Consider the following 26,421-nt stretch of genomic DNA (forward strand, 5'->3'; position numbering starts at 1 on the left):
CAGCAGCCAGGCTAACCGTGCACTCCCGGACCTATTACCCTAACATTTGTACAGATCTCCACAAACTCCCGACGCCTACGCCGCTCCGAAGATGAGATGATTCTGAGCAGATTCAGATTTAAAGGATTCAGTAGGTTCGCAGAATCTAGTTGTAGTACGTCGTATGAGCGATCCGGCCATGCTCACTGAGTAGACCGCAACATACTTCGCACTCAAACGCCGATCTGAATGATGAAGGACAAGCTCAGCCTTCGACTGATCATCAAGACTTCCGCTCGGGGTGTGCAGTGCATGGCGCAACCATAGTCTACGGTTCAAGTGGTAGGGTGAATCATCACAGGGTAGTCGGCTGATCAGGCGCTGCCTCGAAAGTCGGCGGCTCAGTGTCATGGGGAGGGGGTTGATAGCGTGGACGTCTTTGAACTTCGCGACCGAATGGTGGGCGAGTACGAGAGCTACGTGATGAGCTACCTCGCTATTGCCGACAAGAGATTGGAAGCTCGAGTCCGAGACGAACTTGATCAAGGCTTGCTCTGGCCCAAACCCCGAATCGGCCTTAACCCAAGTTTCGAATCTGGAGGCACAATCTCAGAGCTCGTTGCCGATGGGGTTCTCCATCCTGAGTGTCTACGAATCTTTCAGATCAAGAATGAAGCGGGTGCTGTTCTTAGCCCACTTGAGTTGCACCGCCATCAGCGCCAAGCAATTGAGATCGCGAGATCTGGCGTCAACTATGTCCTGACCACTGGGACTGGATCTGGTAAGAGCCTTGCCTACATCATTCCAATCGTGGACGCGATTTTGAGAGAAGGGCCTGGCAGGGGTATCAAGGCCATCGTCGTCTACCCAATGAATGCTCTCGCCAACTCCCAGGCACAAGAACTCACAAAATTTCTTAATTATGGCTACCCCAATGCCCAGGGCCCCGTCACCTTTCGGCGCTACACCGGCCAAGAGAGCGATGATGAGCGCCAAGACATTATCGAGAACCCACCCGACATCTTGCTGACTAACTACGTGATGCTCGAGTTGATCCTGACACGGGTCGAAGAACGACGCCTGATCGACGCCGCAACAGACTTACGTTTTCTAGTCTTCGACGAGTTTCATACCTATCGGGGACGACAAGGTGCAGACGTTGCCTATCTGGCAAGACGGACACGACTTGCCTGTGGTGGTGACCGACTTCAGATGATCGGCACGTCTGCCACGATGTCGAGCTCAGATGACCAAGAGGGAGAGATTGCCAGGGTCGCAAGCTCGCTGTTTGGAGCCCAAGTCACGAGCGAGGCTGTGATCGGTGAAACCTTGCGAAGGGCAACAAGACCTCGTGACTTCTCGGATCCCGCGGAACTGAGCGCGCTCATCGAACGCCTTCGATCAGGAGAGGATCCTTCCGAATTATTCGAGGAATTCGTCAATGACCCGTTGTCGAGTTTTGTTGAGCAACAATTTGGGCTCGTTGAGGATGCAACCGGTCACCTGATCCGCCAAGCCCCTCAACCGATTGGTGGACCCTCTGGGGTGGCTTCGCGCCTTAGCGCCTCAACCGGTATCGACGCCTCCACGTGCGAGCAGGCCCTTCGCAAGCAACTCTTGGCTGGATATCGCATTTGCCCAAAAGGCGCGCGGTTTCCAGTGTTTGCCTTCAGGGTTCATCAATTCCTCTCCCGAGGAGACGCAGTATCAGCGACTCTTGACGCACCCGAACATAGAGAGATATCGTTTGAGGGCGAGTCCTGGATCATCGGTGATTCTGGTGAGCGTGAGGCGCTCTATCAACTGGCGTTCTGTCGAGAATGCGGGCAGGACTACTCGGTCGTTTCGTTGGTGGGAAGCAGCGCAAAGACTCTGCGCCGCGACCTTGAGCTCCAGCGTGATATCGTACCGAGATTCGTGCCGCGTCCATTCGAGGATCGCGGTGCAGAGATCCAAGGGGAGAGCGGGTATCTCTTCTTCGGCCCTTGGGATGACACCAGCAACGATTACTTCGATGCCCTGCCAGAGCAATGGGTTACTTATCGCAACGATCAACCCGCCGTTGAGAGCCGGTATCGGGAACGATTACCCCAAGCCGTCCAAGTGCACAAAGATGGAGTCATTGGGCACGGTGGAGTGCGTGCTTACTACTTTCGTGCGCCATTGCAGTTCTGTCTCGCCTGCCATGTCTCCTATAGCCCGCACCAGCGCTCAGACCTAGCAAAACTCTCCACGCTTGGTTCTGGTGGCCGCTCAACAGCGACCACCATTCTCTCGCTCTCAGTGCTGAAAGAACTGCGCACGAGCGATGCGAGCCAAGAAGCAAAGAAGTTGCTGGTCTTTACCGACAACCGCCAAGATGCCAGCCTCCAGGCTGGGCATTTCAATGACTTTGTGGAGATGACCCAACTGCGCTCTGGGCTCTACCGAGCCCTCAGGGCCGCTGGTGAATCCGGACTCACGCATGAGAATCTGACCAACGCCCTCCATGAAGCCATGGGGGTGGATTTTGCAACCTACTCAGCCTCCCCTGATGCGCTCTTTAGTCAGCGCGAGAGCATCGATCGCACCTTCCGAGAGGTTCTTGGATATCGTACCTATCGCGACCTGGAGCGAGGATGGAGGATCTTTTCGCCAAATCTTGAACAGACCGGTCTCCTTCGGATCGACTACGCGGACCTCGATGCCATCGCGTCCACTGAAGGACTTTGGACTGATCTGCACCAGGCGTTAAGTGGTGCAAGTCCCAGTACTCGAAGGGCACTCGCCTCCATTCTTCTCGACTACCTTCGCAAGGCACTCGCCATCAAAGTCGACTACCTGACCCCTCAGTTTCAAGAGCAGCTAATCCAAAAGTCTGGTCAACATCTGAGACCACCTTGGGCTCTGGATGAGAATGAGCAACTCCTCAGTGCAACAGTTGCCTACCTCGGATCGGCTGAGGGGAATTCGCGACGTGAGGCGAACATCATCAAGCTCGGACGCCTGAGTGGCTACGGTCAATGGCTTCGACGAAGCTCGACCTTTCCCCATCTCGCTGCTCCACTTCCCTCGGATGAGGTCGAAACGGTAATCGCCCAACTCCTTGAGATCCTCATCCGGGTGGGACTCGTCGAAAAAATCACGCGTCGCCGCGAGGGATCCGTAGGCTATCAGGTGAAGGCATCGGCAATTCGGTGGCTTCAAGGAAACGGCGAAATCGCCCCCGATCCCATTCATATGCCAAGAGCTCCCGAGGGTGGTCGTCGGCCTAACTCCTACTTTCAGCACCTCTATATGGGAGGCGCCAATGATTTCGCTGGACTCGAAGCAAGAGAACACACCGCCCAGGTCCCAGCTGAAGTACGCCAAGAGCGGGAGCAGAGGTTTCGCCGGGGTGAGCTCGCTGCACTGTTTTGCTCACCCACCATGGAGCTCGGCGTCGACATCGCAGAGCTCTCGGTGGTTGGACTTCGCAACGTTCCACCAACACCGGCAAACTACGCGCAGCGTTCAGGACGCGCGGGGCGTTCGGGTCAACCGGCACTCGTTTTTGCCTACGCGACCACTGGCTCACCTCATGACCAATACTTCTTCAAGCGACCCGACAAGATGATTGCTGGTCAGGTCTCTCCTCCCCGGCTCGATCTCGCCAACCAGGATCTCGTCAGGAGCCACATCCATTCCTTATGGCTCAGTGCGGCTCACTTTAGCCTCGAGAGGCGCCTGGCCGATCTGCTCGAGGTCAATGGAGACCCTCCGCCACTCAACCTCAAGGAACGGGTTGAGGCGGCGCTTCAGGACCAGACACCAAAGATCTTTGCGACGGAGCGGGCGCGACAGTTGTTAGCTCCCTTGGAGCCCGAACTTAAAGAGGCGGGCTGGTGGGGTGACTTGTGGCTCAGTGAGACCATGAATCAACTGCCAAGGCGATTCGAGGAGGCAACTCGGCGCTGGAAGAGTCTGTATCGGGCTGCGAGTTCGCAAATCGCTATCCAGAACCGAATCTCCCAAGATGCCGCGCGATCACCCAGGGATCGGCAAAATGCCGATCGACTCCGCAACGAGGCCAGAGCTCAGCTCGAACTGCTGCTGCTTGATAACAACGCTTCGACACAGTCGGACTTCTACTCCTACCGCTACTTTGCCGCAGAAGGGTTCCTGCCTGGATACTCATTTCCTCGCCTTCCTCTCTCGGCCTTTATCCCTGGCAGGAGACGGGGCTATGGAGAAGATGGCTTTCTCGCCAGGCCTCGCTTCCTTGCCATTAGCGAGTTTGGACCGCGAAACTTCATCTATCATGAAGGATCTCGCTACGAGGTCAATCGCGTCATCCTACCCGTTGGGCAGGGTGCAGGTGCAAACGGTGAGGGCGTTCTGACTCGCCGAGCCAAGCTCTGTGACAAATGTGGCTATCTGCACCCCATGAGCTCTGATGTCGGTCCGGATATCTGTGAGAGCTGTGGTTCTGAACTTGGCGTGGCCATTCCGAACCTCTTTCGCCTTGAGAACGTGGTCACCCGACGTCGAGAACGCATCAACTCCGATGAAGAGGAGCGGCGTCGACAAGGGTATCAGGTCAAGACCAGCTACCGACATGCTGAGACCTCTACCCTGCATGGTGAAGTCATGATCGACGAGGCCGTTGCCCTCCGGTTGACCTATGGGCAGGCGACAACCCTGTGGCGCATCAACCAAGGTTGGAGGCGACGAGCGAATCAGGCAGAAGTTGGCTTTGGGCTCGATGTCGAACGAGGCTACTGGGCAAGTCGACCCGACGAGCAGGCAGAGTCCGCTGAAGCCGACACTGATCCAATCAACGCTCGGATGATTCGCGTCGTCGTCCCCTACGTCGAGGATGCACGCAATGTACTGGTCATTGAACCGGTGAACGGCCTAATTGATGGGAGCAATCGTACCGGGACTATGGCCTCGCTCCAAGCGGCATTGAAACACGCGATCCAAATCGTCTATCAGCTCGAAGACAATGAGCTTGCCGCGGAGCCACTCCCTGACACCGAAGATCGTCGATTCATCTTGCTCTATGAGGCCTCAGAGGGTGGGGCGGGTGTGCTCCATCGGCTCATCGAAGAACCCCATGCCTTTGAGAGGGTTGCTCGGATCGCGCGAGAGCTCTGTCATGTGGACCCTGACACCGGTCGAGACCAAGTGACCAACGGTATCGCTCCGTGCAGCGTGGCTTGCTATAACTGTCTGCTGTCCTACTACAACCAGGGTGATCATCGCAATCTCGATCGACAACTGGTGCTCCCGTTGCTTGGCGACCTCATGCGCTCGATCACACATGCCACCGGTGGAAGCCGCGATGTCGAGGCTGCACTCAAGAAGCTGAGAGCAGTCACCGCCAGCACGCTCGAGAACACCTGGCTCGACTATCTCGTCGAACACCGGCTTCGCCTGCCATCAAGCGCGGCATGCCTCGTCGAGGCCGCGAGCTGTCGCCCAGATTTTCTCTATGAGCGCGATTATGTGGCGATCTTTATCGATGGCCCCGTTCATGACTATCAAGAGATCCAGCTCCGCGACGAGGCCGCGACCAGTCGGCTGCGCACCCTTGGCTGGAGCGTAATCCGATTCGGGTACCAAGACGACTGGAGCCAAATCTGTGCCAGTCGGCCCGATATCTTTGGAGCAGACTCATGAAACATGCCGTTGGCAGCCTGGTGCGGGCCCGTGGTAGGGACTGGGTGGTGTTGCCTGAATCTGAGGAAGACTTACTTGTCCTTCGTCCACTTGGGGGGACTGATCTCGAAGTCGCTGGTGTCCTTACCTCGATTGAGCCAGTTGAGCCTGCGAGCTTTGCTCTCCCAAGCACGAAGGACCTCGGAGATCTGCGGTCTGCACGAATGCTCACCGATGCCCTGAAGCTCGGATTTCGCTCATCAGCGGGGCCCTTTCGCAGCTTTGGCCAGCTTGGCTTTGAGCCCAGGCCCTATCAGTTGGTTCCCCTCATGATGGCCCTCAAACTCGATCCGGTTCGCCTCCTCATCGCCGATGATGTCGGAGTTGGCAAGACCTGTGAGGCACTGATGATCTGTGCTGAGCTGTTGGCCCAAGGCGAGATCAAGCGAGTCTGTGTCCTTACGCCTCCTCACCTTGCCGTTCAGTGGCAAGAGGAGATGGCGACGAAGTTTGGCCTCCAGGCCGAAGTAGTGCTCGCTTCAACAGCGGCCGCCTTGGAGCGAGGATGTCGAACCGGCGAGACTCTCTTTGACCGCTACCCCATCACCATCGTTTCCACCGACTTCATCAAGGCCGATCGACGACGGTCTGAGTTTCTGCGCAGTGCGCCAGAGATGATCGTGGTCGATGAGGCCCATACCGTGGCTGCGGACACCCGACTGCGCTCCTCGCGGCATCAGCGCCACCAGCTCATCGAGGAGCTTGCTCGCGACCAGCATCGTCACCTCATTCTCGTGACTGCTACGCCGCACTCTGGCAATGAGGGTGCCTTCCGATCACTGCTCGCGCTCTTGAACGAGGAATTCCAAGACCTACCCGAGGATCTCTCGGGCGATAGGAACCGTCGACTTCGCGAGCAGGTCGCACGCCACTTGGTACAACGGCGCCGAGCAAACCTCGTCCACTACCTTGGTGACACCCAGTTCCCCGAACGCCAGAGTAAGGAGGCTCCCTACCGGTTAAGCGAGGACTATCAAACCCTTCTCAATCAGGTGCTCAACTACGCACGAGCCCAGACCAGCGAAGGTCATGGTGGGCTGGCGTCTGGTTCGAGGACGAACGAGGCTTGGACCAATCGCCTGCGTTGGTGGTCCGCACTGGCGCTTTTACGAGCGATTGCCTCATCGCCAGCTGCTGGTGCGGCCACATTGCGGCGCCGAGCACAGACCCAAGAAACAACCGACCCCGAAGACGCCGAGCGCATAAGTCGCCAACGAGTGCTGGACCTTGTTGGCGACGACGAGGATGCCCAAGTCGATGAGGAGCTAGGAGTCCTTACCGATGTTGGCGAAGACACGGCGTCCAGTGCCCAGCAACGCAGGCTCCGCGAATTCGCCAAACTGACTGATTCATGTCGGGGCGAGAAGGATGCAAAGCTCATACTCCTCGTTGACGAGGTTCGTCGCATGCTGGGTGATGGGTTCTCTCCCATCATCTTCTGTCGGTTCATTGCAACCGCCGAGTACGTCGCCACTGAGTTGGACACCCGACTCCGTGGGGTCGAGGTCCGCCCCGTAACCGGCAATATTCCCTCCTCTGAGCGCGCCAGCATCGTCGACGAGCTCGCCAAACACCCAAAGCGCGTGCTAGTCGCCACTGACTGCCTGTCCGAGGGGATCAACCTTCAGGATTACTTCAATGCTGTCATCCATTATGACCTCTCATGGAACCCAACCCGCCATGAGCAGCGCGAGGGTCGAGTTGATCGCTTCGGACAAACCTCACCCGAGGTACGAGTCGTGACTTGCTACGGTAGCGATAACCGCATCGATGGGTTGGTAATGGAGGTATTGCTCAGAAAGCACGAGTCGATCCGCAACTCCCTCGGCGTCTCAATTCCCGTTCCAGGTGATCCCAACACGGTCGTAGAAACCCTCATTCGCGGAGTGCTCTCTCAAGGAGAGCAGCTCGGCCAAGGGACCCAGCTGACCCTCGAGGGTCTTGGACAAAGCGAAGCCGAGCTCGCCGAGGCTTGGAATGCGAGTGCGAAGCGCGAAGAGGCACTTCGCAGCGTCTTTGCCCAAAATATCTTGAAACCTGATATCGTCGAACGAGAGCTTGCAGAACTCACGCAGGCGATTGGTACCGTGGCCGACCTACGCCGCTTCACTCGAGATGTTCTGATCTCCGAAGGGGTATCGGTCAGCAATGACGACCCCATGGTGGTCCAGCTTAGGAATGCACCGACCGCGATCCAAGATCTTGCCCATGGAAATCAAGAACTCAGCTTTCGATTTGGGTCCCAGCCCCGAGACCCTCGGGAGCGAGTGGCTTCAAGAGTCGAGCCCTTCATCGCCGGCCTTGGCGCCTGGGTGCTTGATTCGGCCCTTGATCACGCCGGTCCAGCCGCGCGTGCTAGCGTACGTCGCACTCCAGCGGTCAAACAACTCACCACACTCACCGTCGCGCGGTTACGATTCGAACTCACGACGCGGGTCTCTCAGCTCTTAGCAGAGGACGTCTTGGTCGCTGGCTTTGGTGCTGAGATTGTCGACAACCAAAGGCTCGTCCCCACCTGGCTCGCTCCCGAGGAGTCACTCGACCTCCTTGATGCCGAGTCAACTGGCAACGTGGGTGAGTCCCAAGCTGAGGAGGTTCTCAATCTGGTGCTCGACAACTACCATGATGGTTGGGAGTCCGGACTCATGGAGTGGGCCGAGCTTCGAGCTCTTGCGTTGCGCGAGAGCCATCTCCGAGTGCGAGAGGCCTCTCGGACCCGAGGGACCGTCGAAGTGCGCCTCATGTTGCCACTCGACCTCGTTGGGCTCTATATCTTGTTACCAGGGAATCCGAGATGAGTACTCAGGCAACAGGAGTGGGCATCACGAGTGTAGGCGGGTTGTTGCCGATCGAGTTTCTCGCTCGACTCCGCGACCCCAATTCTGGATTAGAAGGGCTTCGTCCAAGCGATTATCACTTAGGGGCGAACGAGCGTATCACCGAGATCGTCAGCCGATCCTGGAATCGACTCACCAACGCGTGGAGGGGATTCAGTGAATCCCTGGCCCAGCTTGACGAGACAGACACCGCATCTGGCCTCACGCGAGACAAGTGGCTTGGGGTTATCTTTAACGAACTCGGCTATGGACGACTCCAACGAGCCAAGACGATCGAGATTCAAGGAGAGACCTATCCCCTCAGCCACGAGTGGGGGTCTATCCCTATCCACTTGGTCGGCGCCGGAGTCGCACTTGATCGACGAACACCCGGCGTTCGAGGTGCTGCGGGCAAGAGTCCTCATTCCCTGGTCCAAGAGCTCCTCAATCGCTCATCCGATCGTCTCTGGGGAATAGTCTCAAATGGGATCATTCTGCGCATCTTGCGCGACAGCACGAGCCTTACCCGTCAGTCGTACTTAGAATTCGATCTTGAGGCGATCTTTTCCAACGAGCGCTTCGATGACTTCGTAACGCTCTGGATGATCGTCCATGAGAGCCGCTTTGAAGGAGACGAGCCAAGTACTTGCTGGCTCGAACGTTGGCGGGGCAAGATCAATGAATCCGGCATTCGTGCGCTCGATGCTCTCCAAGGTGGGGTACGACACGCCATCGAGGCCATCGGAGAGGGTCTCATCACTCACCCTAACAATCAGCAGCTGCGTGGCACCCTAACATCAGGGGAACTGAGCAGTCTTGACCTCTACCGTCAGATTTTGCGGCTCATCTATCGGATTCTTTTCCTCTTCGTCGCAGAAGATCGCCAGCTCTTGCACGGAACCGCAGTTGATCCGATCGCCATCAAGCGTTACGAGCAGTGGTACTCGACCAAAAGATTGCGCGAACAAGCGTGGGGTGCACGCTCAGATCGCCACGCGGACTTATGGGAGATGCTGAAAGTCGTCATGGACGGACTCGGAGACCCAGCTGGTCTTGCCCCCCTCGGCCTTGGTGCGTTGGGAAGTTTTCTCTGGAGTGATCAAGCGATTCCCGACCTTCTCGGTACCACGATCAGCAACCGGAGCCTTGGTGCGGCCATTCTTCATCTCTCGACTACCGAGTCAGAGGGTGTACGTCGCCGAGTCGACTTTGCCAATCTTGGGGCAGAGGAGCTCGGAAGTGTCTATGAAGCCTTATTGGAGCTCAATCCTCGGATCCACGAAGACGGCAAGCCGTTCGCCTTACGAGATACGCCTGGCAATGAGCGCAAGACTTCCGGTAGCTTCTACACGCCAAGTGAGTTGGTTGCGAGCCTGCTTGAGAGCGCACTTGACCCGGTGATTGAGGAGGCACTTGCGAAAAGCGATCCTGAGGCTGCGCTCCTCTCAATCCGGGTTCTTGATCCCGCCTGTGGATCTGGTCACTTTCTGATTGCAGCCGCGCATCGGATGGCAGAACGGCTGGCAGCCTTTCGGGCCGGAGAGTCGGAGGCTCCCCCAGCTCAGGTACGCCATGCCCTACGCGAGGTGATCGCCAAGTGTTGCTATGGGATCGACATCAACCCAATGGCTGTCGAGCTGGCAAAGGTGAGTCTCTGGATGGAGGCGATGGAGGCGGGGAAACCCTTGACGTTTCTTGAACGCCATATCGTTACCGGTAATGCCCTCATCGGCACCACACCAGAGCTCGTTGCCGACGGGATCCCCGACGAAGCCTACAAAGTGCTCGATGGGGATGACAAGACAACCGCAGGCAACAGTAAGAGAAGAAACAAAGATTTCCGACGTGGGAGGTTGACTCTCGATGTCGAAAGCATTGGTCTTGAGGTAGGCGCCCTAGCCGCCCAGGCTGCGGCCCTCGACGCAATAGACGACGACAACATCAATGATGTCGCGGCCAAGGCACAGCTTTGGGAGGAACTCCAGCACCAAAGCTCCTTTGCAAGCGAAAAATGGGCAGCTGACGCGTGGTGCGCTGCCTTTTTCTATCACAAAGTTCCCCAGGGCGGTGAGATCACCAGTGAAACAGTGGAGAAGGTGCGGCTAGGCGGCTCCCAAGCGCTCAGCGAACGCGAACGCGAACTGATCGAGAAGGCCGCAAAGGACTACCAGTTCCTCCATTTCCACATCGCCTTTCCGGAGGTCTTCTTCCCCACGGCTCGGCCGGGAGACGAACACAAGACGCGCGAGAACGCAGGGTTCGATGTTGTACTTGGAAATCCTCCTTGGGGTCAAGTGGAGCTAGATCCAGTCCAGTTTTTTGCCATTGATCATCCCGAGGTCAGCCAGGCGCAAAACATGGCGGCACGTGACCGGATGATCAAGGAACTTCTAGAACGAGACGCCTTATCGTATCAAGGTTACGTTAGTGCCAAGCAGGCACTCCAACGCTTTCAAGCTTTTGTTCATTCTTCCGGGCGCTTTGCCTTAACGAGCAGAGGCCGCCTCAATACAGCACCCCTCTTCGCAGAACTTGCTCGTCATGCAATAAACCCAATGGGACTGGTAGGCATTATCGTTCCTTCGGGCATTGCTACCGATTCATTCACCCAATACTTCTTCCAGGACATTATCAGCGCTCAATCTCTCGCAAGCCTCTACGACTTCGAGAACAGAAGCAAGCTATTCCCAGCAGTCGATAGCAGACAAAAGTTCTGCCTTCTCACAATCACGGGGGTTGCGAGACAGCACCCTGCAGCCGACTTCGTACTCTTTGCACAACAGGTGGCGGACCTGAACGTCCCTGAGCGTCACGTGACGTTATCGACGGCCGACTTTGAATTAATCAACCCAAACACGGGGAATATGCCAATCTTCCGCAGTCGAGACGATGCAGAGTTGGCGCGGGACGTTTATGCCCGTGTCCCAGTGCTTGTCCGGACCGAACCAAGTCGGGTATCTCCTTGGGATGTCAAGTTCAAGCTCATGTTCATGATGAACACCGACAGCAATAGGTTTCTGACTCGGCGATACTTCGGGGAAGGAGGCTTCACCCTCTCGGGCAGCGACTTCGTTAATGGAACCGGAGAACGCTACCTCCCCCTCTACGAAGGCAAGCTGATCCATCACTTCGATCATCGGTTTGCCACCTTTGAGGGTGTCGTCGGGGACAAGCCAATTGAGGCTGATAATTCGCTCAAGACCGACCCCAAATGGGCAATCTTGCCGCGTTACTGGGTGAGCGAGGCAGAGGTCAAAGAGAAGCTCGATGGATGGGATCGGGAGTGGCTGATCGGGTTTCGGGATATTGCGAGATCCACGGACGAGCGGACCCTGATCGCATCGGTCGTGCCCGCCACAGCCGTCGGGAATAATCTTCCGCTACTGCTAGCAGCCAGTGCTTCAGGCCCTTTGGCAGGTGCTTTGCTTGCATGCCTCAATTCGTTTGCCCTTGACACCATTGCCCGCATGAAGGTCGGGGGAACACATATGAACTTTTATGTCACCGAGCAATTGCCGGTGCTACCTCCAGACGTCTTCGACCAGCGAGTCCCCTGGGAGGCTGATTCGAATCAGAGCCTCGCTGACTGGATCGCCGTCCGAGTCCTCGAGCTGACGTACACCGCATGGGATCTTAAGCCTTGGGCTCGTGAACTTGGTTATGATGGAGAACCCTTCATCTGGAATGATTCACAACGTACAAAGCTCCGCGCTGAACTCGACGCGTGTTTCTTCAATCTGTATGGCTATTCGCGTGATCAAGCGGACCGAGCTCTGGGGAGTTTTCCCATCGTGAAACGGAACGATGAACGCGACTATGGTGAGTTCAGAACAAAACGCCTCATCCTGGAGCATTTCGATCGTTATTCACAATGATGATTTGGGAAGGTTGGTTTTTCAGCTCAAATCAGAGTGAGACGGCGATGAGGGATGGGGTCGACCTTGTGTCTCGGCGTTGACCGTGGAGCCTTTTGGGATCGCTCACCATCGATCATCGGATAGTTGAAGGGGACAAGTCAGGCAACTGGAGCAGCTGATCCCCGATAAGCGTTGGTCTCGCTGACTCCAGAGCGTTGCGCCCAAAGATCAGAGCAGGATCTCGTCGACGAGGGAGACGTGGACCACTGGAGTGGATTTCTGCCGGTGCCGATAGTATCGCCGCCAACCCATCGTCGCCATTGGCCCCAAGATAGCTTGCCGGATCTTCGCCCTCTGGCCAGGCTGCAACGAGACCCTCACGTCCTCGCTTGACCAAGGCCAATGACCACTGATGGTTTGCCTCGCGACCAGGTGCATCCCCGTCAGCACACAGAACGATGGCACCCGGATGGAGATCAAGAATAGCATCCCACTGGGAATCAGAGACGGCTAATCCGGACCCGGCTACTGGGGCAAACTCCGCTGATCGACCGGCTGAGGCTGCGACCGCGGCGATCGCGAGTGCATCGATCGTCCCTTCGCAGACAACAATCCGTGCCGCAGGACCAAGAGTTGGATAACTTGGGCGATAAAGGTTTATCGACTTTTCATAGGCCACAGTTCTAGTGCAGTTCAGATACTTCGGCACTCCATGGCGCTGGCCGTCGTACCGTCCGACGAAGCCAACCACGCTCCCGCTGTCGTCTTTCACGGGCATCATCACTCGATGGCGAAACACATCAATGATTGCGCTTTGCTCGTTGCGCCTAGCCAGGCCCGCATCGACAACCTCGTCATCAGCGAATCCTCGTGCTCGGAGATGGCTAATCAGCCGATCAGGCGCACCGTGAGGTGTATGCCCGACAACGGGCTCGCCGATATCTGTTTCCAGAGCATCGACGAAGATCCTTCGCCCCCGCAAATAGCGACGCCCCTCATCATGAAGTCGGCCATGGCTGTAGTAGGACCAAGCCTCTCCGAGGACAGCCTTCACCCGTTGGATAGAAGTTCGTTCGAGATCTGGCGCCTCGCACTTGAGTCTGACGCCAGTGCTCCGCTGATCACGGGACCCGACCGGAGACCTTGTGACAACGGCAGGAAAGGCAGTCCTGGACTCGATCATCCCACTAGCCTCACCCACACTGACGCGATAGACGCTTTCGACCCACTGGATCACATCGCCATGGGCACCACAACCAAAGCAGTGGAAGCGATCGGTGCGAAGATGCAACATCATCGACGGATTCCGATCATCATGGTCTGGCATCGGACAACAGACTCTGTAATCCGTTACCCCGGCCGGCACAAAGAGTCCGGTCCGAGCGACTACCTCAGCGAGTGAGTGTTGCGCACGAATCGACGCAAAGTCAAGCGACATCATCACCTCCCGAGTGTCAGTGACGGCTGGGTCAGTTCATTGGTGCCAGAGAGTTCACCTGCACAAGGAGTGAGGGACGCAGCATCAAGGGGTGAGCAACCAACCAGGTAGCTCTCTCTGAGTTGGGTGACTGGCGAGGAGGTGGACAAAGACAAGTGCTGGAGGGCGGGATAGGTCTCGATGAGATCATCGACGAGCGATAACCAGAGCGCGAACCGTGGATCACCATTGGCATGCTTGAGTGCCTTCTCCCATCGCGAAGTCTCTCGCTCCCGAAGGGATACGATGGCACGCTCGACGAGAGCGTGGTCATGACGGTCAAGCCACGTAGCCATCTCAGAACGGGTTCTCTGATCCGGTGGAGGCAAAGGGTGCCCCAGCTGCGTCCACTACGAGCTCACTGACATCGCCCGCATCTGCATCTCGCTGATCGATCCACCACGAGGCCGAAGTAATGAGCCGGGCGGGCTGCTCCACCTCAGCGATGTAGGCCTCCTCTGCATCGAAGAGTTCATAGGCGGCGGAAAGTAGCTCAAATCGAACCCTCCGAGCCCACTCGACTGCCTTGTCTGAACCATCGAGGCAGGGCATATCGGCCCTTACCTCCCACGAGGTGATCTGTTTCATCTGCTGTGCCCTGTGCTCGGTGAGCCAAGCTTGTTGATCGCTTCTCTGTTGGCGGCCATGAGCTCTGTGCCAACACGCTGAACAGTCTTTGGTGGCGAGCCATCTGGCATAGCCGGCGCGCCTGCTTGCCCGCTTCGCCGAGAGATCGTGATCTTGGGAGTGCCCACAAGCATGCTCCACCGACCATTCTGTCCTCACTGTCATACCTGGCTCCTTTCCTCGTGCCCTGTGAAGAGTCACTTACTTCTGGGCCAAGCCGGTGGGAATTCGTCAAGCGGGGTGCAGGCTCAAAGGAGGCGATGAGCCTCCTCATCGCGGGCCAAGAAGTGCTCCCACGCGTCGTCATCAATGGCGCGAGGTGGAGCTGGAGTCGATCGATGAGTTGAGAGACAGCCCGCATGCGCAGTCCACTCACGCAGACGAGACTCAATCTGGGCGAACGCCCACTGCCATTGGACTGGACTCGTGGCCGGTGAACTCTGGGCAAAACTGATTCGCTCGTGATCTCGCAATGCGACCAGCGCTTCGACATGACCATTGTGCAGATACCAGCAGCGAGGGATCACATGATGATCAAGGTGGGGATATCTGTGCACCAACTCTTCCACCCAAGCACGAAGCGAATTCCACTCGCTACGCCGATCACCAACACGGATAGCTGGCCAGAAAGTTGGTGCACTGAGGGCAGGATCTTCCTCGTCTCCCAGTTCTTCGAGGAGCTGTCGATAGGCATCATGGGTCAGGCTCGCGTCTGGTGAGTCGATCGTCTCCGACCCGCTACACTCTCGATCCTCTGGCATGTCTTCTAGCTGCTCATCAAGTACTAACCCCTCGAGATCCTCGGAGTCTGAATCCATCGCTAGATCCCCACCCTCCGCGTCCGCTGCCGACGTAGCTCGGCAACCAGCACATCTGTTGCTTGCTCACGCGGGCGCTTTCGCCATTCAGGGTTCGTCTCCATCAGCTGGTGAAGGGTGATATGACACGAACGACAAAGGGCGATAAGGTCGGTAAAGCTCTCGTGCCCAAGTCGCCCATAGCTGCGGTGATGGAGATCGCCACTTCGCGTCGTCCACGGAGCGCCACAGATGAGACAGAAGGGATCTCGACCACCTGCAAGTCGTCTCCATTCCCCCACCCACCGTTCTCGTCGCAGGTACCACGCACGAGATCGCATGTACGTCGAATACTGCTGGCGAATCGCAGATCGCCGGGGAGACCAGGACAGGCCCGTGCGTGGTCTACGCATCTCCCAAGATCTCACCAGCACCCTGTCGGAGTAGGGCCTCGACCTGGGACCGATCACTTTGTAACTGGCCAGCGTCATGACGTCTAGTCCAAGGTCTCAACGTCAGCATGATCGGTTGTGAGGCACGATAGAGGAGCAAGCCATAGCCGAGCTTCAAGGTCCGAATCGTCGCTGGATCAAGGACGCTTTGGCGGCGAATGGAGGTCGATATCGACCGACCTGTCGATGACGAACCACTCTGATACGATTGGCTTGACTCAAGCACCTCTCGTTCGCCGACCAAGCGCGAGATATCCGCCAGGTCATTTGCATTCGAGCTCCCACCAAGAATGACCTTCGCAGTGGCAGAGTCCCAGATTGCCCCAGCTGTCTCTGACCCCCATCGGTCTCTTGCCTGGGCTAGCGACTGGAGAACCACCATCGTCGGGATACCCGTCCCTCCTCCCTCGGACATCAAGGAACCAAGGGAGGGAAGTGGATAATTGGCAGCCTCATCGAGTATCAGCGTCAAGGGTGGATCAAGACGTGCGCCAGGTGAGGCTGCAGCCAACCGTCGCGCCACTTCAACCACATCCTCAATCAACGCAGAGACCAAGCCAGCGGTCGCCGAAGCGCCACTAGCAGTCCCCAGCAGAAACAGGGTTCCACGATCTCTGAGAAAGTCACGCGGGTGAAAGGATTCTCCCTCAGCTGGCGACACCGCCTCAAGGACTCGGGGGTCCGCAAGTGGCGCGAAGGCATTGCCAACCATTGACCAAACCGAGTCGCGTTGTCTTGGATCGGCCGAGACAATTGCATCAAGTGCGCGATCCCAGCTGGGGGTTGCCCTTGGATGATTGGAGAGGATGGCGACCGCGTCTCTCGCCGCAGCCGCCGAGAGACTCCACTCATACAGCACCGAAGGAGGTTGTCCCGCGATCGCCGCAGCGTGGAGCATGCACCGGACTGCGTTTTGAGTCTGTTGCTGCCAAAAGTTCGCCTCGGTGACACCGCGCCCTGAGTCCGCACAAAGTGCCTTCGCTCTGACCATGGCGGTTTGTGCTCGCTCGCAACCTCGCACCGGCGACCAACGCAAGGTGGATGGAGCACCGATGGCCAATCCTTGAGGATCAAACACTCCAACAGGCCGACTATCAGATCCGCGCCGCGTGAGTGTCACCGCCAGATTGTCCGGCCGAGTAGAGGTCGTGATCACCGCGCCTGGGGCATCAAGAATGGAGGGGATGATCAGGTTCAGGCCTTTGCCCGAACCGGGAGGTCCAAGGATCACAAGCGAGTCACGCACGCCCATCCAACAGTCCACCCCGCGACTCGTACCGAGATAGAAGCCAACGTCGCATGGCTTGGCATCGGCAATGGAAGGACGAAGTACCCCGGCTTGACTTAGCAGCACCTTTGGCCCCGCCAGCGCCGCGATGTGCGCACGCTCTGCCATGCCTTCAAGTTGTGCCGGGTCCGCAGATGCCACTTCAGAACGAGGTGCTCGAGGACTCAATACTCTCCAACCAAAATAGAGCATCATGGCAACCAACAACAGCGAAAACGTTTCGGCGCTCCAATAGACCCAAGGTGAACCAACCGGGGAACGCCAAGCCAACGAAGGATCGGTTGGGTGGGCTAGCGCATTAATCGGACCATCGAGACGATGAGGAACTTGATGACCAGAGATCCTCGCGCTCACCAGCGCACCACCATAGAGTGCGCCCATCACCAGCATGGCAATTGCGATCGCAACCAGAGCAACATCAACATTGCGATCGCCATTTGGTCGCTGGGGCACTGGGGCTAACATGCCGATCCCGGTAGAGCTTGGGTCATCACGATCGGTCCTCGCAGACATGAGTGATCCAACAACATTATTCCAAACGAAAGTCGGGTCAGCATCAGCTTCGCTGGCGAGGACAACCCAGTGCGATACATTATGAAAACCGAAGACTCATTCTGCAACCAACAACTGGTGCCACCCTTGTTCCCAAAGTCACGAATTGGCAAGGTACTCACGATCGACTCCGTACGAAGCCACAAACCGCTCGTTTTGGGGCGCGCCTACTGCTCGCTCGTTGCTCTTACGTTCGATCGCCTCTTCGACACCTGGAACTCTTCCCCCAGGGGTTTTCGGTGCTGGAGACGCTTCCAGAATCAATCGGGCCGCCGAGGAGACTCGAGCCTGCGTTTGAGCGATAGCCTTCACGGGATCGGCACCAGCCCAGGCGGCGATGCAAGGGAAGCTGTAGTCGTCGCTTGCCATACCATGCGCCGCTGCCACGATGAAGGCCGTCGACTCTGCCTCGACCTCTTGACGTGAGCGCTCGAGAGCCGCGCCAAGACCCTCGGTATGGAGCAGAACGTGCGCGACCTCATGAATCATAGTCTTCACCATCGCTGCATCATCCATGTCATCCCGAATCCGAATGGTGTGCGCCGTAACATCAGTCATCCCATTAGCTCCACCTAGCTCAACTGCAGACCCCACGGTCTCGACCGCATAACCACGCTCTATGGCAAGGTGCATGATCGCCTCTCCAAGACCAACAGGGGCCATACCGTTCAGTAGCTTGGGACTCGCCACTTCTGGCAAGGGATCACCCGAGGTCTGAAACTGGGAAAACACGTGCTCGATCTTGAATCCACCGAGGGTCATCGCCATCGTCTCGTGCTCACTCGGACCAGGGAGTTCATCGTGCCGAAGTACCCTGACCTGCCCATCTGGGCTGGACGCGACACGGCGGCTATAGCGAATCGGAGCCAGGATTGCGTAGCCCTTTTGTCCCCGTTCAACTTGGCGTCCAAGTGCCTTCCAGGTGTGAAACCCAGCCACGAACCCAGGATTCGGATCGGGAACACGCCCCTGCTGGTAAGCCATCGCGTGCTGGGCAATGATGAGCTGAGCGTTATTTGGGGTATACGAATGGAGCTCGGCCGCGAACGCCAGGTATCGCTGCCAGTCGTCTCCAGATCGGATCTTGACAATCTCAGCCTTGAGGATAGCTTGGGCAGCTCGTACCTTCTCTGTCTGTGCCAGCTGCACGCTCTCCTTGTGCAGGTCCTCCAAAACCATGAATGCCCCTTTCCAGACAGACGAGAAAGCATTGATCTCTCACCCAAGATGGCGAAGCCAGGAATTCCGTCAGAACGCCCGCCACCAGGCTTTTGCGCTGAGGCGACGAAGCGAGCTCGAAGACGGCGCTCGACATCCGCGATCATTACCGGACACCTCGTCATCGCCCTTTATCCATGAAGGCCCCCGAAGCGAGGCGGGACCGCCGCCTGTGGGTTCATTCTGCGCATCCGAGATAGGAGGAGCAGATTTCCGATTCAAATGCTCACCAACCACGCAGGGGCTAAACAGGACCGCGAGTGAAGTCTCCGCTGTCGCCGTCTCGCGGCCTGTCACACACCCAATTGAGACCGATGAGCTCCCGGGACCAAACCTAGCAAGCTTGGGCCGACAACAACGCAGCGCTCTTGCTGAACTCCATCACGGACGTCTTGGCTCAAGAGGAGGCTGGGAAAGTAGATCCCTGAAATTCTGTACTAAACGGGTCCAGCTTGTCCAATCAGGTCGCAAAAACCACCTGACACCCACTTCTGCTGTTCGCCTAATAGCAGGCGAGCACTCAGAGGAATTCGTGACACACAAAAGCCAAGCAATCCCGACAGACCATGGCTGATGCTATTGTATCGAAAGGTTTTCCACTGAGGAATACTCAAAAGCCTGCCATCTGAAGCTGATCAGCTCCACGACTAATGATCGCGTCCTGCGACATCAAAGTGGCGATTCAGATACTCCAAACCTAAGGGGGACACCTTGTGTAAGAGAGGCACCCTGCGGTCTTCGCAGACACCGTGCCGGTGTATGTGTCTCCAATTTCCTCCCTACAGCGTAATCTCGCCAATCACCGGAGCCCCGAGGTGGGTGTTGGCATTGGAACCCTCAAAGGGGGCAGTCCCGAAGTTAAAGACTCCGCCATCGGCTCCAAAGAGGTAATAGCCCGCTTGGCTCCCTGGAACATAGGTTCCACCAACGATTGGGGCATTCAAGGGATGGGTTCCTTTGAGACCGGTGATCCCAAGGGTGTAGGTGTTGCCGAGGAACTTGGCATCGCCCAAGTTAAAGACTCCTCCGTCTGCTGCTATGAGGAGATATCCATTGGCACTCGGGGTCAGTGTCATGCCAACGATTGGAGCGTTTAAGGGATGGGTGCCCTTCAAGCCGGTGAGCCCAAGGGTGTAGGTGTTGCCAAGGAACCTGGCATCCCCGAAGTTAAAGACTCCACCGTCTGCTGCCACCAGATAAAGACCCTTGCCGTCTGGGGTTGGGGCAAGTCCTACGATGGGAGCATTCAAGGGATGAGTTCCCGTGAGACCGGTGATCCCATAGATCGAGACACCGACAAAGCGCATGGCGTCACCGAAGTTATAGATCACCCCAGCATTGGTCACCACCCAGTAGCCATTGTCATCAGGAGTAGCGGCCATGCCGATGACACTACCAACTGGGTTGGTGACACTTCCATAGGAGTGAGCAGTTCCAAAGCTCTCAACGGTACCAGACTTGGTAACGAGCCAATAGCCATTGGTACCACTCGCAGCTCCTCCAACGATGTCATTTGCTCCGCTCCCGGTCTTTGAGGAAAAGGACGAGTCCTCGTGGGTGAAGATCCCACCGTTGGCGGTGATGAGGCCAAAGGGGATGGGAAGTTGGGAGGTTGGGGAGGTCAAGGGAGGTGGAGTGGAACTTGAGGGCTGAGTCGTTGGGGTTGATGGGGGAACCCTGACCGGCGGTGCTTGAATGGTAATGGTCTGGGGTTCTCCACTGAGGCTGGTGTAGTCAGTACCTTGGGCGACTTGGGGGGTTAGGGTGCATTGACCGGCACCGACGTAGCTCACCACCAGGCCCCTCGCGCTACAAACACTCGCTGGGCCAGCTGTTACTGACGTGGTCCCGTCTCCGGAGGTAGCCACCGAAGCGGTGAAGCCTCCCCCGACGATTCCCCCAGTTGGCAGGTTTGTGATCGCGGGAGGGGTCGGGGTAGCCCGGATAACAGTGAGTGACTCTTGGACCTGGGGGGCTGAGAGATAATCGTCGTTTCCAGCTTGGTTCACGTCGATAACACAGGTGCCGATACCCGTGGAGTTGACCGTGGAGCCATCGGTACCAGAAACATTGCACACCTCAGTGCCACTTGTAGAAGCGACACTGAAGACGAGCGGTTGACCCGATGATCCACCACTTGCCGACAGCGTCCCGGAAACGCCGTAGGACAAGGTTGTAGGACCCGTAAAGGTGATCGCCTGGTTGAGAACCTGGGTGGATCCAGCATCGCAGGATACTCCACTAGAGGTCGCGAAACCTCGTTGATCGGTGGTGGGGCACAACTGCACGGATTGCTTATTAACAGTAACTGACGTCCCAGCTGGGATGAGGCCTATGGCTGGGTTGCCCGTCTCGGGCAAGATAGTCTCGGTGGGCCCTCCATAGTTGCCAAGGGAGGTGAGGTCTTCGGCAGCACTTGAACTACTGACACTGGTGGAGGTGGACGAGGTGGTAAAACCACAGGTTGAGTCATCGGAGACGTTGTAGCCTTCGTCGGTGAAGGTACCCTTGTATCCGGCACACTCACCGCCACTTGGGGCACCGTTGAGTGTGGCAAATAGATCAGCGGCGAAGTACACCTTGCCGCGGCTGTTGTAGATGCCATCTCCACTAGCTGTATTACCGCCGCTGACAGCGGTGTTGTCGGCGATGGTGGAAGCGGTCATGTCGAGGACACCGGAGCTGTAGATACCACCACCGTAACCGATCACACTCTGACCACCTTGGGAGGTGTTGCCCGCAATCGTGGAGTTGGCTATGGTGAGCGTCCTGGCGTTGTAGATGCCACCGCCGTAGGCAACATTGTAGTCATGCCCTCTAGCAGTGTTATCAGAGATTGTAGAACCGGTTACGGTCAGTGTCCCGGCGTTGTAGATGCCACCACCACTAGCTGTATTAAGGCCGCTATCAGCAGTGTTATCAGAGATTGTAGAACCGGTTACGGTCAGTGTCCCGGCGTTGTAGATGCCACCACCACTAGCTGAGCCATCACCACCGGTGACGCTCATCCCAATGAGGTTCAGGTGAGTACCACTGTTGTTCGTCATAACCGTACCGGAGTTGGTCCCATCAAGGGTTGGATCACTGACCCCTGGGGCTGGTTCAATTGTCACCGGGGAGGTCACTGTGGTTCCGGTCGTGTCGACAGTGAAGTTGCCGTCATAAGAAGCAGAGGAGCCCGGAGTCACCAACTCGATGGTTCCACCCGCGCCGACATCGCCCAGGGCAGTGGTGAGCGAGCATGCGTCAGCGACATCAGCACAGCTACCGGTACCAACTGGTACGGCGGCCGCAAACAACACGCTCGCCAACTGCACTGATCCGGCGTCGCAGGTTACTCCAGTAGGGGTCGTGAAGCCTCGTTGATCGGTTGTGGGGCACAACTGCACGGATCGATTATCCACCAAAACTGACTTACCAGCTGGGATCAGACCAATGGCTGGGTTGCCTAATGTCGGGAGAATGGTTTTGGTGGTTCCTCCGTAGTTACCAAGGGAGGTGAGGTCTTCGGCCGTTGAGCTAGTGACGCTGTTGGCGGTGGAGGTAAAGCAGGACGAGTCATCGGAGACGTTGTAGCCAACGTCAATGAAGCCCCCGCCCGTACACTCATCTCCGCTTGAGGTGCCCCCTGTAGTGGCGAGTAGGTCACCGGCTAAAACCACCTTGCCGCCGTTGTTGTAGATACCATCTCCGCTGCCGGCGACAGACCCGGAGGTATATCCGCTTCCGCCAGTGCCAGCAGAGTTGTCTGAGATGGTCGATCCGATGATGGTAAGGAACTTGGTGGTGTAGATTCCCCCACCACTTCCGCCGGTGCCCCCTGTGTCAGTGCCGCTGTTGCCGCCACTCCCCGCAGAATTGCCTGAGATCGTGGAGTTCTTCAGGGTGAGCTTCGCGGTGGTTGAGATTCCCCCACCATTGCCACCGTTGCCGCCGGAGTTAGTGCCGCCTCCGCCAGTGCCCGCGGAATTGCCTGAGATGGTCGATCCGATGATGGTAAGAGACGCGGTGGTTGAGATTCCCCCACCATTGCCTCCGCTTCCGCCAGTGTCGCCAACGCCAGTGCCACCGACACCCGCCGAGTTGCCTGAGATCGTGGAATTGGTGATGGTAAGGGACGCGGTGGTTGAGATTCCCCCACCATTGCCTCCGCTTCCGCCAGTGCCAAAGCTGCTGTTAGCGCCACCACCCGCCGAGTTGTCCGAGATGGTCGATCCGGTGATGGTAAGAGACGCGGTGGTTGAGATTCCCCCACCATTGCCTCCGCTTCCGGGAGTGCCAACGATGTTCGTAACGCCAGCTCCCGCCGAGTTGCCTGAGATCGTGGAATTGGTGATGGCAAGGGACGCGGTGGTTGAGATTCCCCCACCATTGCCTCCGTTGCCCTCAGTGCCACCAATGCCGCTTTGGCCGCTATAACCCAAACCTCCGGTGATGGTAACCCCAGAGAGGTTCAGTGTTCCTGTTCCTGTGACGGTTAACACGGTTCCTTTAAAATCACCATTGAGTACAGGAGAATTACCGTTGTAGTTCTCGATGGTCACGGTGGAACCGGTTGGGATATCGACCGAGAAGTTACCGTTGTAATCAATTGAGGGTCCTGTGTAGCCATCTACCGGCGCTAAAGAAGGAACTGCGCCATCTCCATTGGTGATCAGGTAAATGGCGGTATTGGTGTTGGATGCTTCAGCTTCACTGAGAGCCTCGGATAGGGAGCACCCAGATGTCGGAGATGATCCTATGCATGAACTAGAACTCTGGCCGTTGGTGGCGGACGCTGAGGCAAAGAATGTCTGGAGCGCCAAGGATGTCAACTGCCCCTGGTAAGTCGAAGCCAGTGCCAATGACCCATAAGCACCACTGCCGAGCACCAAGACCAAGGTGGCAATGAAGCGGAAAATAGAACGTCCCTTGATTGGGGTCATCAACTGCTTCATCGAAGCGCTCCTCTCGATTTCCCCCATGGTTGACTTCTCAAGGGAGACTACTGGCACACAATGTTCCCACAGTACCAGAGGAGAGAGCAGTTCAACCAGCTGATTCGCACCTATTTGAACCAATTTGACAGTCGGCACCATCACTTGTCACGTAATCGCTTCGCACAAACACTCAGGGTGGTGAAGTACTTGTGTGACGGAGGCAATGTGTGAGAACCTTCGACGCTCGAGAGCGGAAGATTTCCCCAGGACCATCGTGGGTGCCCGACTGGGAACTCCACCTTTGGGCGGTATCTTCGCTTGGTGCCCACGTGTATCGAAACTCTTGAATACGTAGAGACAGGTGGGACGACTCCCAGTTGTCAGACGAACTGAGCCCAGCCCTTGAGGCGCACCTAGGGCCTCTGGCGGTGAAGAAGGAGAGTTGATCGTTGTTAATTTTTACCTGGACGAACGAGAATCACCACAGCAGCGTCCTAATTTTGTAGGATACGAGTGGTTTCAGTATCGCACTGTATGTGGAAGGCCCCTAGTGCCGGGGTTAACTAGCGAACTCACGCCCGGTGGCTCGCTCGAAAGCGCAAAGAACATAACGAAACCTCATATTGCCCTTTCAGTGGTTTCAGATATAGGCACCAAGTTCCCAAACATCGGGCTCCATGACAAACCACATGCTTCCTACTATCTGCCCCTCTTCACCGTGATCATGAATTCCATTTCTGGCGGATCACTCCACTGGCAGCTCAAGCAGAGATTGCAAATACAGTATTTTGGCGGTTTCGTGGGAGCGGTAGAGTTCAAACCCGCAACCAAAGAATTATGAGACCTCCATGTACAAATAAACCGGTCAGGCTAAGCGAAGTCGTTCGCTCCTCGGACCTAGGGCATATCTTACGTCGGCGAACCTTGAACAACCATCCGCTGATTGGTGTCGAAACAAGCGAGTTCGGCTGGGGTGAGGACATGGCGGACGACAAAGGCTCGCTCTCCAAGTCGCCAGAGTCCCTCGCCACGTTCGAGATCAGGAAGTTGGGCCACCTCGGTGCTCGAGAGACCGAGTGAGATACCGGTCTTGGTCGCCTCACCTGACTCCTGGGCATAGATGATCTTGGTAGAACAGTCGGCGAGGAGTCCAAGGGCAAGCCCACGTGCTTCGCTTCCGGCATCACCCACTGCATCGAGATCAGAGAGGCGGTGAATGACCATCATGTTGGCGATGCCAAGTGCTCTCGAGAGTTTCCACTGGGATTGCATCCTTGCGAGCAGTGCGGGTTGGGCGAGGAGTCGCCAGGCCTCATCGTAGATGACCCATCGCTGGCCAGCATTTGGATCGGTGAGCGCCGCCTCCATCCAGCTTGAGGCACACGTCATCACCATCCCTATCAAGCTATCTGATCCCGAGATCCTCGAAAGGTCAAGACTCACCATGGGAAGCGTTGGATCGAACCTCACGGTCGAGGGGCCATCAAAGAGTCCGGCGAGATCACCCGATACCGTCCGGGTAAGCGCATGGCCGATCTCCCGGGAGTCAGCGGCGAGTTGCTCAATGCTCGAACCCGCTACCGCTCTTCTTGGCCGAAAGAGCGCATCAACAATATGGGGAAGAATAGGAGTGGTGTTCTCCATGACTGCGGTCTCGAGTGCTGCATCGAGGGCAGAGTGTTCTACTGCCAAGAGTTCACGACCCAAGGCCGATTCGGTAAGGGCACCGATGAGTGATCGCCGGCGTTGTCGAGTCACTGCCATCCACTCGGCGTCAGTCATGGAGCTTGGTCGTGGACCTTCATCGAGGGGGTTGAGTCTGGCGGGCAGACCACCACCGAGTTCGATGGCGATACCGCCAACCGCTCGTGCCACCACGCTCCACTCCCCTTTCGGGTCGCCAGGTACATAGATCTTCCGACCAAAAGCAATAGAGCGTGTAGCGATACTTTTTGCGAGTGCACTCTTTCCTCGTCCGATAATCCCAGCAAGCAACACATTTGGGTTGGTCAGTACTCCTTTGGCGTACAGTACCCACGGATCAAAGACAAACGCCGCCCCAGACCAAGAGTCATGTCCAATCAGCACCCCTTCGGAACCAAGTCCCGCCTCGGCAAGGAATGGATAGGCGCCAGAAAGCATCTCTGTCGTTGCACGATGCGGCTTAACCCGGAGTGGCCGCCACGAGCGCAGGGCCAATGGGCCAGGTTCGCCGTTGGCGGGAAGGTACTGGGCATCCCTGCGTTCCGCTCGCAGCGCCGCCAACTCCTGCCGTCGCTCCTCCATCAGCGCCTTGCGATGATCAGCCGCTACACGAGCGGCGACCTTCGCTGACGCTTTGCGCTCCCGACGAGATGCCGTAGCCGGAGTGTAGAGTGCCGCTCCAAGGGCCCTTCCACCGTCTGGGTGCAGCGCCTTTGGCACCGCGGCTGAGCGCTCTGCAGCATTTGGCTCGTCGAGGAGCCGAGATGACTCTGGTCGTCCACTCGGCACCCCTTGTGCGTCGACGGCGTCTCCACCCGGGATGTCCGGATGATCAAGAACCTTTCGCCTGAACATCAAAACGCCTCTCGAGCGAGTGGCAATGCTGCAACGACAAAACCTTGGGTCTGCCGGCCATAGAGGATCCGAGTCTCACACGCTGACTGTGCGGCAGCCAGCTCAATCTGGGATACGGCTGCTGATAACGCCTCTTCCGTGGGTGCTGAGATTGCGATGAAGCCAGAGAACTGCACATCTGCGTGCCCGCTGATGAGG

12 protein-coding genes and 1 pseudogene are annotated in these 26,421 nt (G+C 57.2%); 4 read left to right on the forward strand and 9 right to left on the reverse strand.

Annotated features, from left to right (window positions below; genetic code table 11):
* Positions 1-408 precede the first annotated feature (408 nt).
* Genes M7439_RS06680 through M7439_RS06690 form a run of 3 tightly spaced genes read left to right on the forward strand, consistent with a single transcriptional unit; the run spans position 409 to position 12,352 of the window.
* Positions 409-5,622: a DEAD/DEAH box helicase gene (locus tag M7439_RS06680; protein ID WP_298347567.1), complete on the forward strand. Its 5,214-nt coding sequence runs from the start codon at positions 409-411 to the stop codon at positions 5,620-5,622.
* The gene (locus M7439_RS06685) at positions 5,619-8,459 is read left to right on the forward strand and encodes a helicase-related protein (RefSeq protein WP_298347569.1); all 2,841 of its coding nucleotides are present in this window, start codon (positions 5,619-5,621) and stop codon (positions 8,457-8,459) included. Before M7439_RS06680 ends, M7439_RS06685 begins: the two co-directional genes overlap by 4 nt.
* The gene (locus M7439_RS06690; protein ID WP_298347572.1) at positions 8,456-12,352 is read left to right on the forward strand and encodes an Eco57I restriction-modification methylase domain-containing protein; all 3,897 of its coding nucleotides are present in this window, start codon (positions 8,456-8,458) and stop codon (positions 12,350-12,352) included. The genes M7439_RS06685 and M7439_RS06690 overlap by 4 nt, the downstream gene beginning before the upstream one ends.
* 115 nt (positions 12,353-12,467) lie before the next feature.
* Here the strand turns inward: M7439_RS06690 and M7439_RS06695 are convergent, their stop codons facing one another.
* From M7439_RS06695 to M7439_RS06725, 7 genes are all read right to left on the reverse strand, one after another.
* Positions 12,468-13,775 carry a CHC2 zinc finger domain-containing protein gene (locus M7439_RS06695; RefSeq protein WP_308464419.1) on the reverse strand — a complete coding sequence of 436 codons (1,308 nt, stop codon included), beginning with the start codon at positions 13,773-13,775 and terminating at the stop codon, positions 12,468-12,470.
* Positions 13,775-14,107 carry a hypothetical protein gene (locus tag M7439_RS06700; protein ID WP_298347576.1) on the reverse strand — a complete coding sequence of 111 codons (333 nt, stop codon included), beginning with the start codon at positions 14,105-14,107 and terminating at the stop codon, positions 13,775-13,777. The genes M7439_RS06695 and M7439_RS06700 overlap by 1 nt, the downstream gene beginning before the upstream one ends.
* A 1-nt stretch (position 14,108) precedes the next feature.
* Positions 14,109-14,399 (reverse strand): hypothetical protein, encoded by a 291-nt coding sequence (locus M7439_RS06705; protein WP_308464420.1) that lies wholly within the window; start codon positions 14,397-14,399, stop codon positions 14,109-14,111.
* Positions 14,400-14,686: 287 nt separating this feature from the next.
* A complete protein-coding gene (locus M7439_RS06710) occupies positions 14,687-15,256 on the reverse strand; it encodes a hypothetical protein (RefSeq protein WP_298347579.1) in 570 nt (189 codons plus the stop codon).
* 384 nt (positions 15,257-15,640) lie between these two features.
* Positions 15,641-17,488 (reverse strand): type IV secretory system conjugative DNA transfer family protein, encoded by a 1,848-nt coding sequence (locus tag M7439_RS06715; RefSeq protein WP_298347581.1) that lies wholly within the window; start codon positions 17,486-17,488, stop codon positions 15,641-15,643.
* A gap of 138 nt (positions 17,489-17,626) precedes the next feature.
* A complete protein-coding gene (locus M7439_RS06720) occupies positions 17,627-18,706 on the reverse strand; it encodes a DUF6782 family putative metallopeptidase (RefSeq protein WP_298347583.1) in 1,080 nt (359 codons plus the stop codon).
* Between the two features lie 818 nt (positions 18,707-19,524).
* Complete coding sequence (locus M7439_RS06725; RefSeq protein WP_308464421.1) at positions 19,525-23,682, reverse strand: choice-of-anchor Q domain-containing protein; 4,158 nt, start codon at positions 23,680-23,682, stop codon at positions 19,525-19,527.
* A gap of 424 nt (positions 23,683-24,106) precedes the next feature.
* Between M7439_RS06725 and M7439_RS06730 the strand changes: the two genes are divergently transcribed.
* A complete protein-coding gene (locus M7439_RS06730) occupies positions 24,107-24,505 on the forward strand; it encodes a hypothetical protein (RefSeq protein ID WP_298347586.1) in 399 nt (132 codons plus the stop codon).
* Positions 24,506-24,573: 68 nt separating this feature from the next.
* Here the strand turns inward: M7439_RS06730 and M7439_RS06735 are convergent, their stop codons facing one another.
* Complete coding sequence (locus M7439_RS06735; RefSeq protein WP_298347587.1) at positions 24,574-26,223, reverse strand: hypothetical protein; 1,650 nt, start codon at positions 26,221-26,223, stop codon at positions 24,574-24,576.
* Positions 26,223-26,421: pseudogene (locus M7439_RS06740) on the reverse strand (hypothetical protein); the annotation flags it as partial. The pseudogene M7439_RS06740 and the gene M7439_RS06735, both read right to left, overlap by 1 nt.

Origin of the sequence: Ferrimicrobium sp. (genome assembly GCF_027319265.1) — a bacterium.
GTDB lineage: Bacteria > Actinomycetota > Acidimicrobiia > Acidimicrobiales > Acidimicrobiaceae > Ferrimicrobium.

Excerpts from the sequence above, each read along its gene's own strand:
- M7439_RS06685 (WP_298347569.1), top strand. The coding sequence starts at position 5,619 with ATGAAACATGCCGTTGGCAGCCTGGTGCGGGCCCGTGGTAGGGACTGG.
- M7439_RS06690 (WP_298347572.1), top strand. The coding sequence starts at position 8,456 with ATGAGTACTCAGGCAACAGGAGTGGGCATCACGAGTGTAGGCGGGTTG.
- M7439_RS06695 (WP_308464419.1), bottom strand. The coding sequence starts at position 13,775 with ATGATGTCGCTTGACTTTGCGTCGATTCGTGCGCAACACTCACTCGCT.
- M7439_RS06700 (WP_298347576.1), bottom strand. The coding sequence starts at position 14,107 with ATGGCTACGTGGCTTGACCGTCATGACCACGCTCTCGTCGAGCGTGCC.
- M7439_RS06705 (WP_308464420.1), bottom strand. The coding sequence starts at position 14,399 with ATGAAACAGATCACCTCGTGGGAGGTAAGGGCCGATATGCCCTGCCTC.
- M7439_RS06710 (WP_298347579.1), bottom strand. The coding sequence starts at position 15,256 with ATGGATTCAGACTCCGAGGATCTCGAGGGGTTAGTACTTGATGAGCAG.
- M7439_RS06715 (WP_298347581.1), bottom strand. The coding sequence starts at position 17,488 with ATGTCTGCGAGGACCGATCGTGATGACCCAAGCTCTACCGGGATCGGC.
- M7439_RS06720 (WP_298347583.1), bottom strand. The coding sequence starts at position 18,706 with ATGGTTTTGGAGGACCTGCACAAGGAGAGCGTGCAGCTGGCACAGACA.
- M7439_RS06725 (WP_308464421.1), bottom strand. The coding sequence starts at position 23,682 with ATGAAGCAGTTGATGACCCCAATCAAGGGACGTTCTATTTTCCGCTTC.
- M7439_RS06735 (WP_298347587.1), bottom strand. The coding sequence starts at position 26,223 with ATGTTCAGGCGAAAGGTTCTTGATCATCCGGACATCCCGGGTGGAGAC.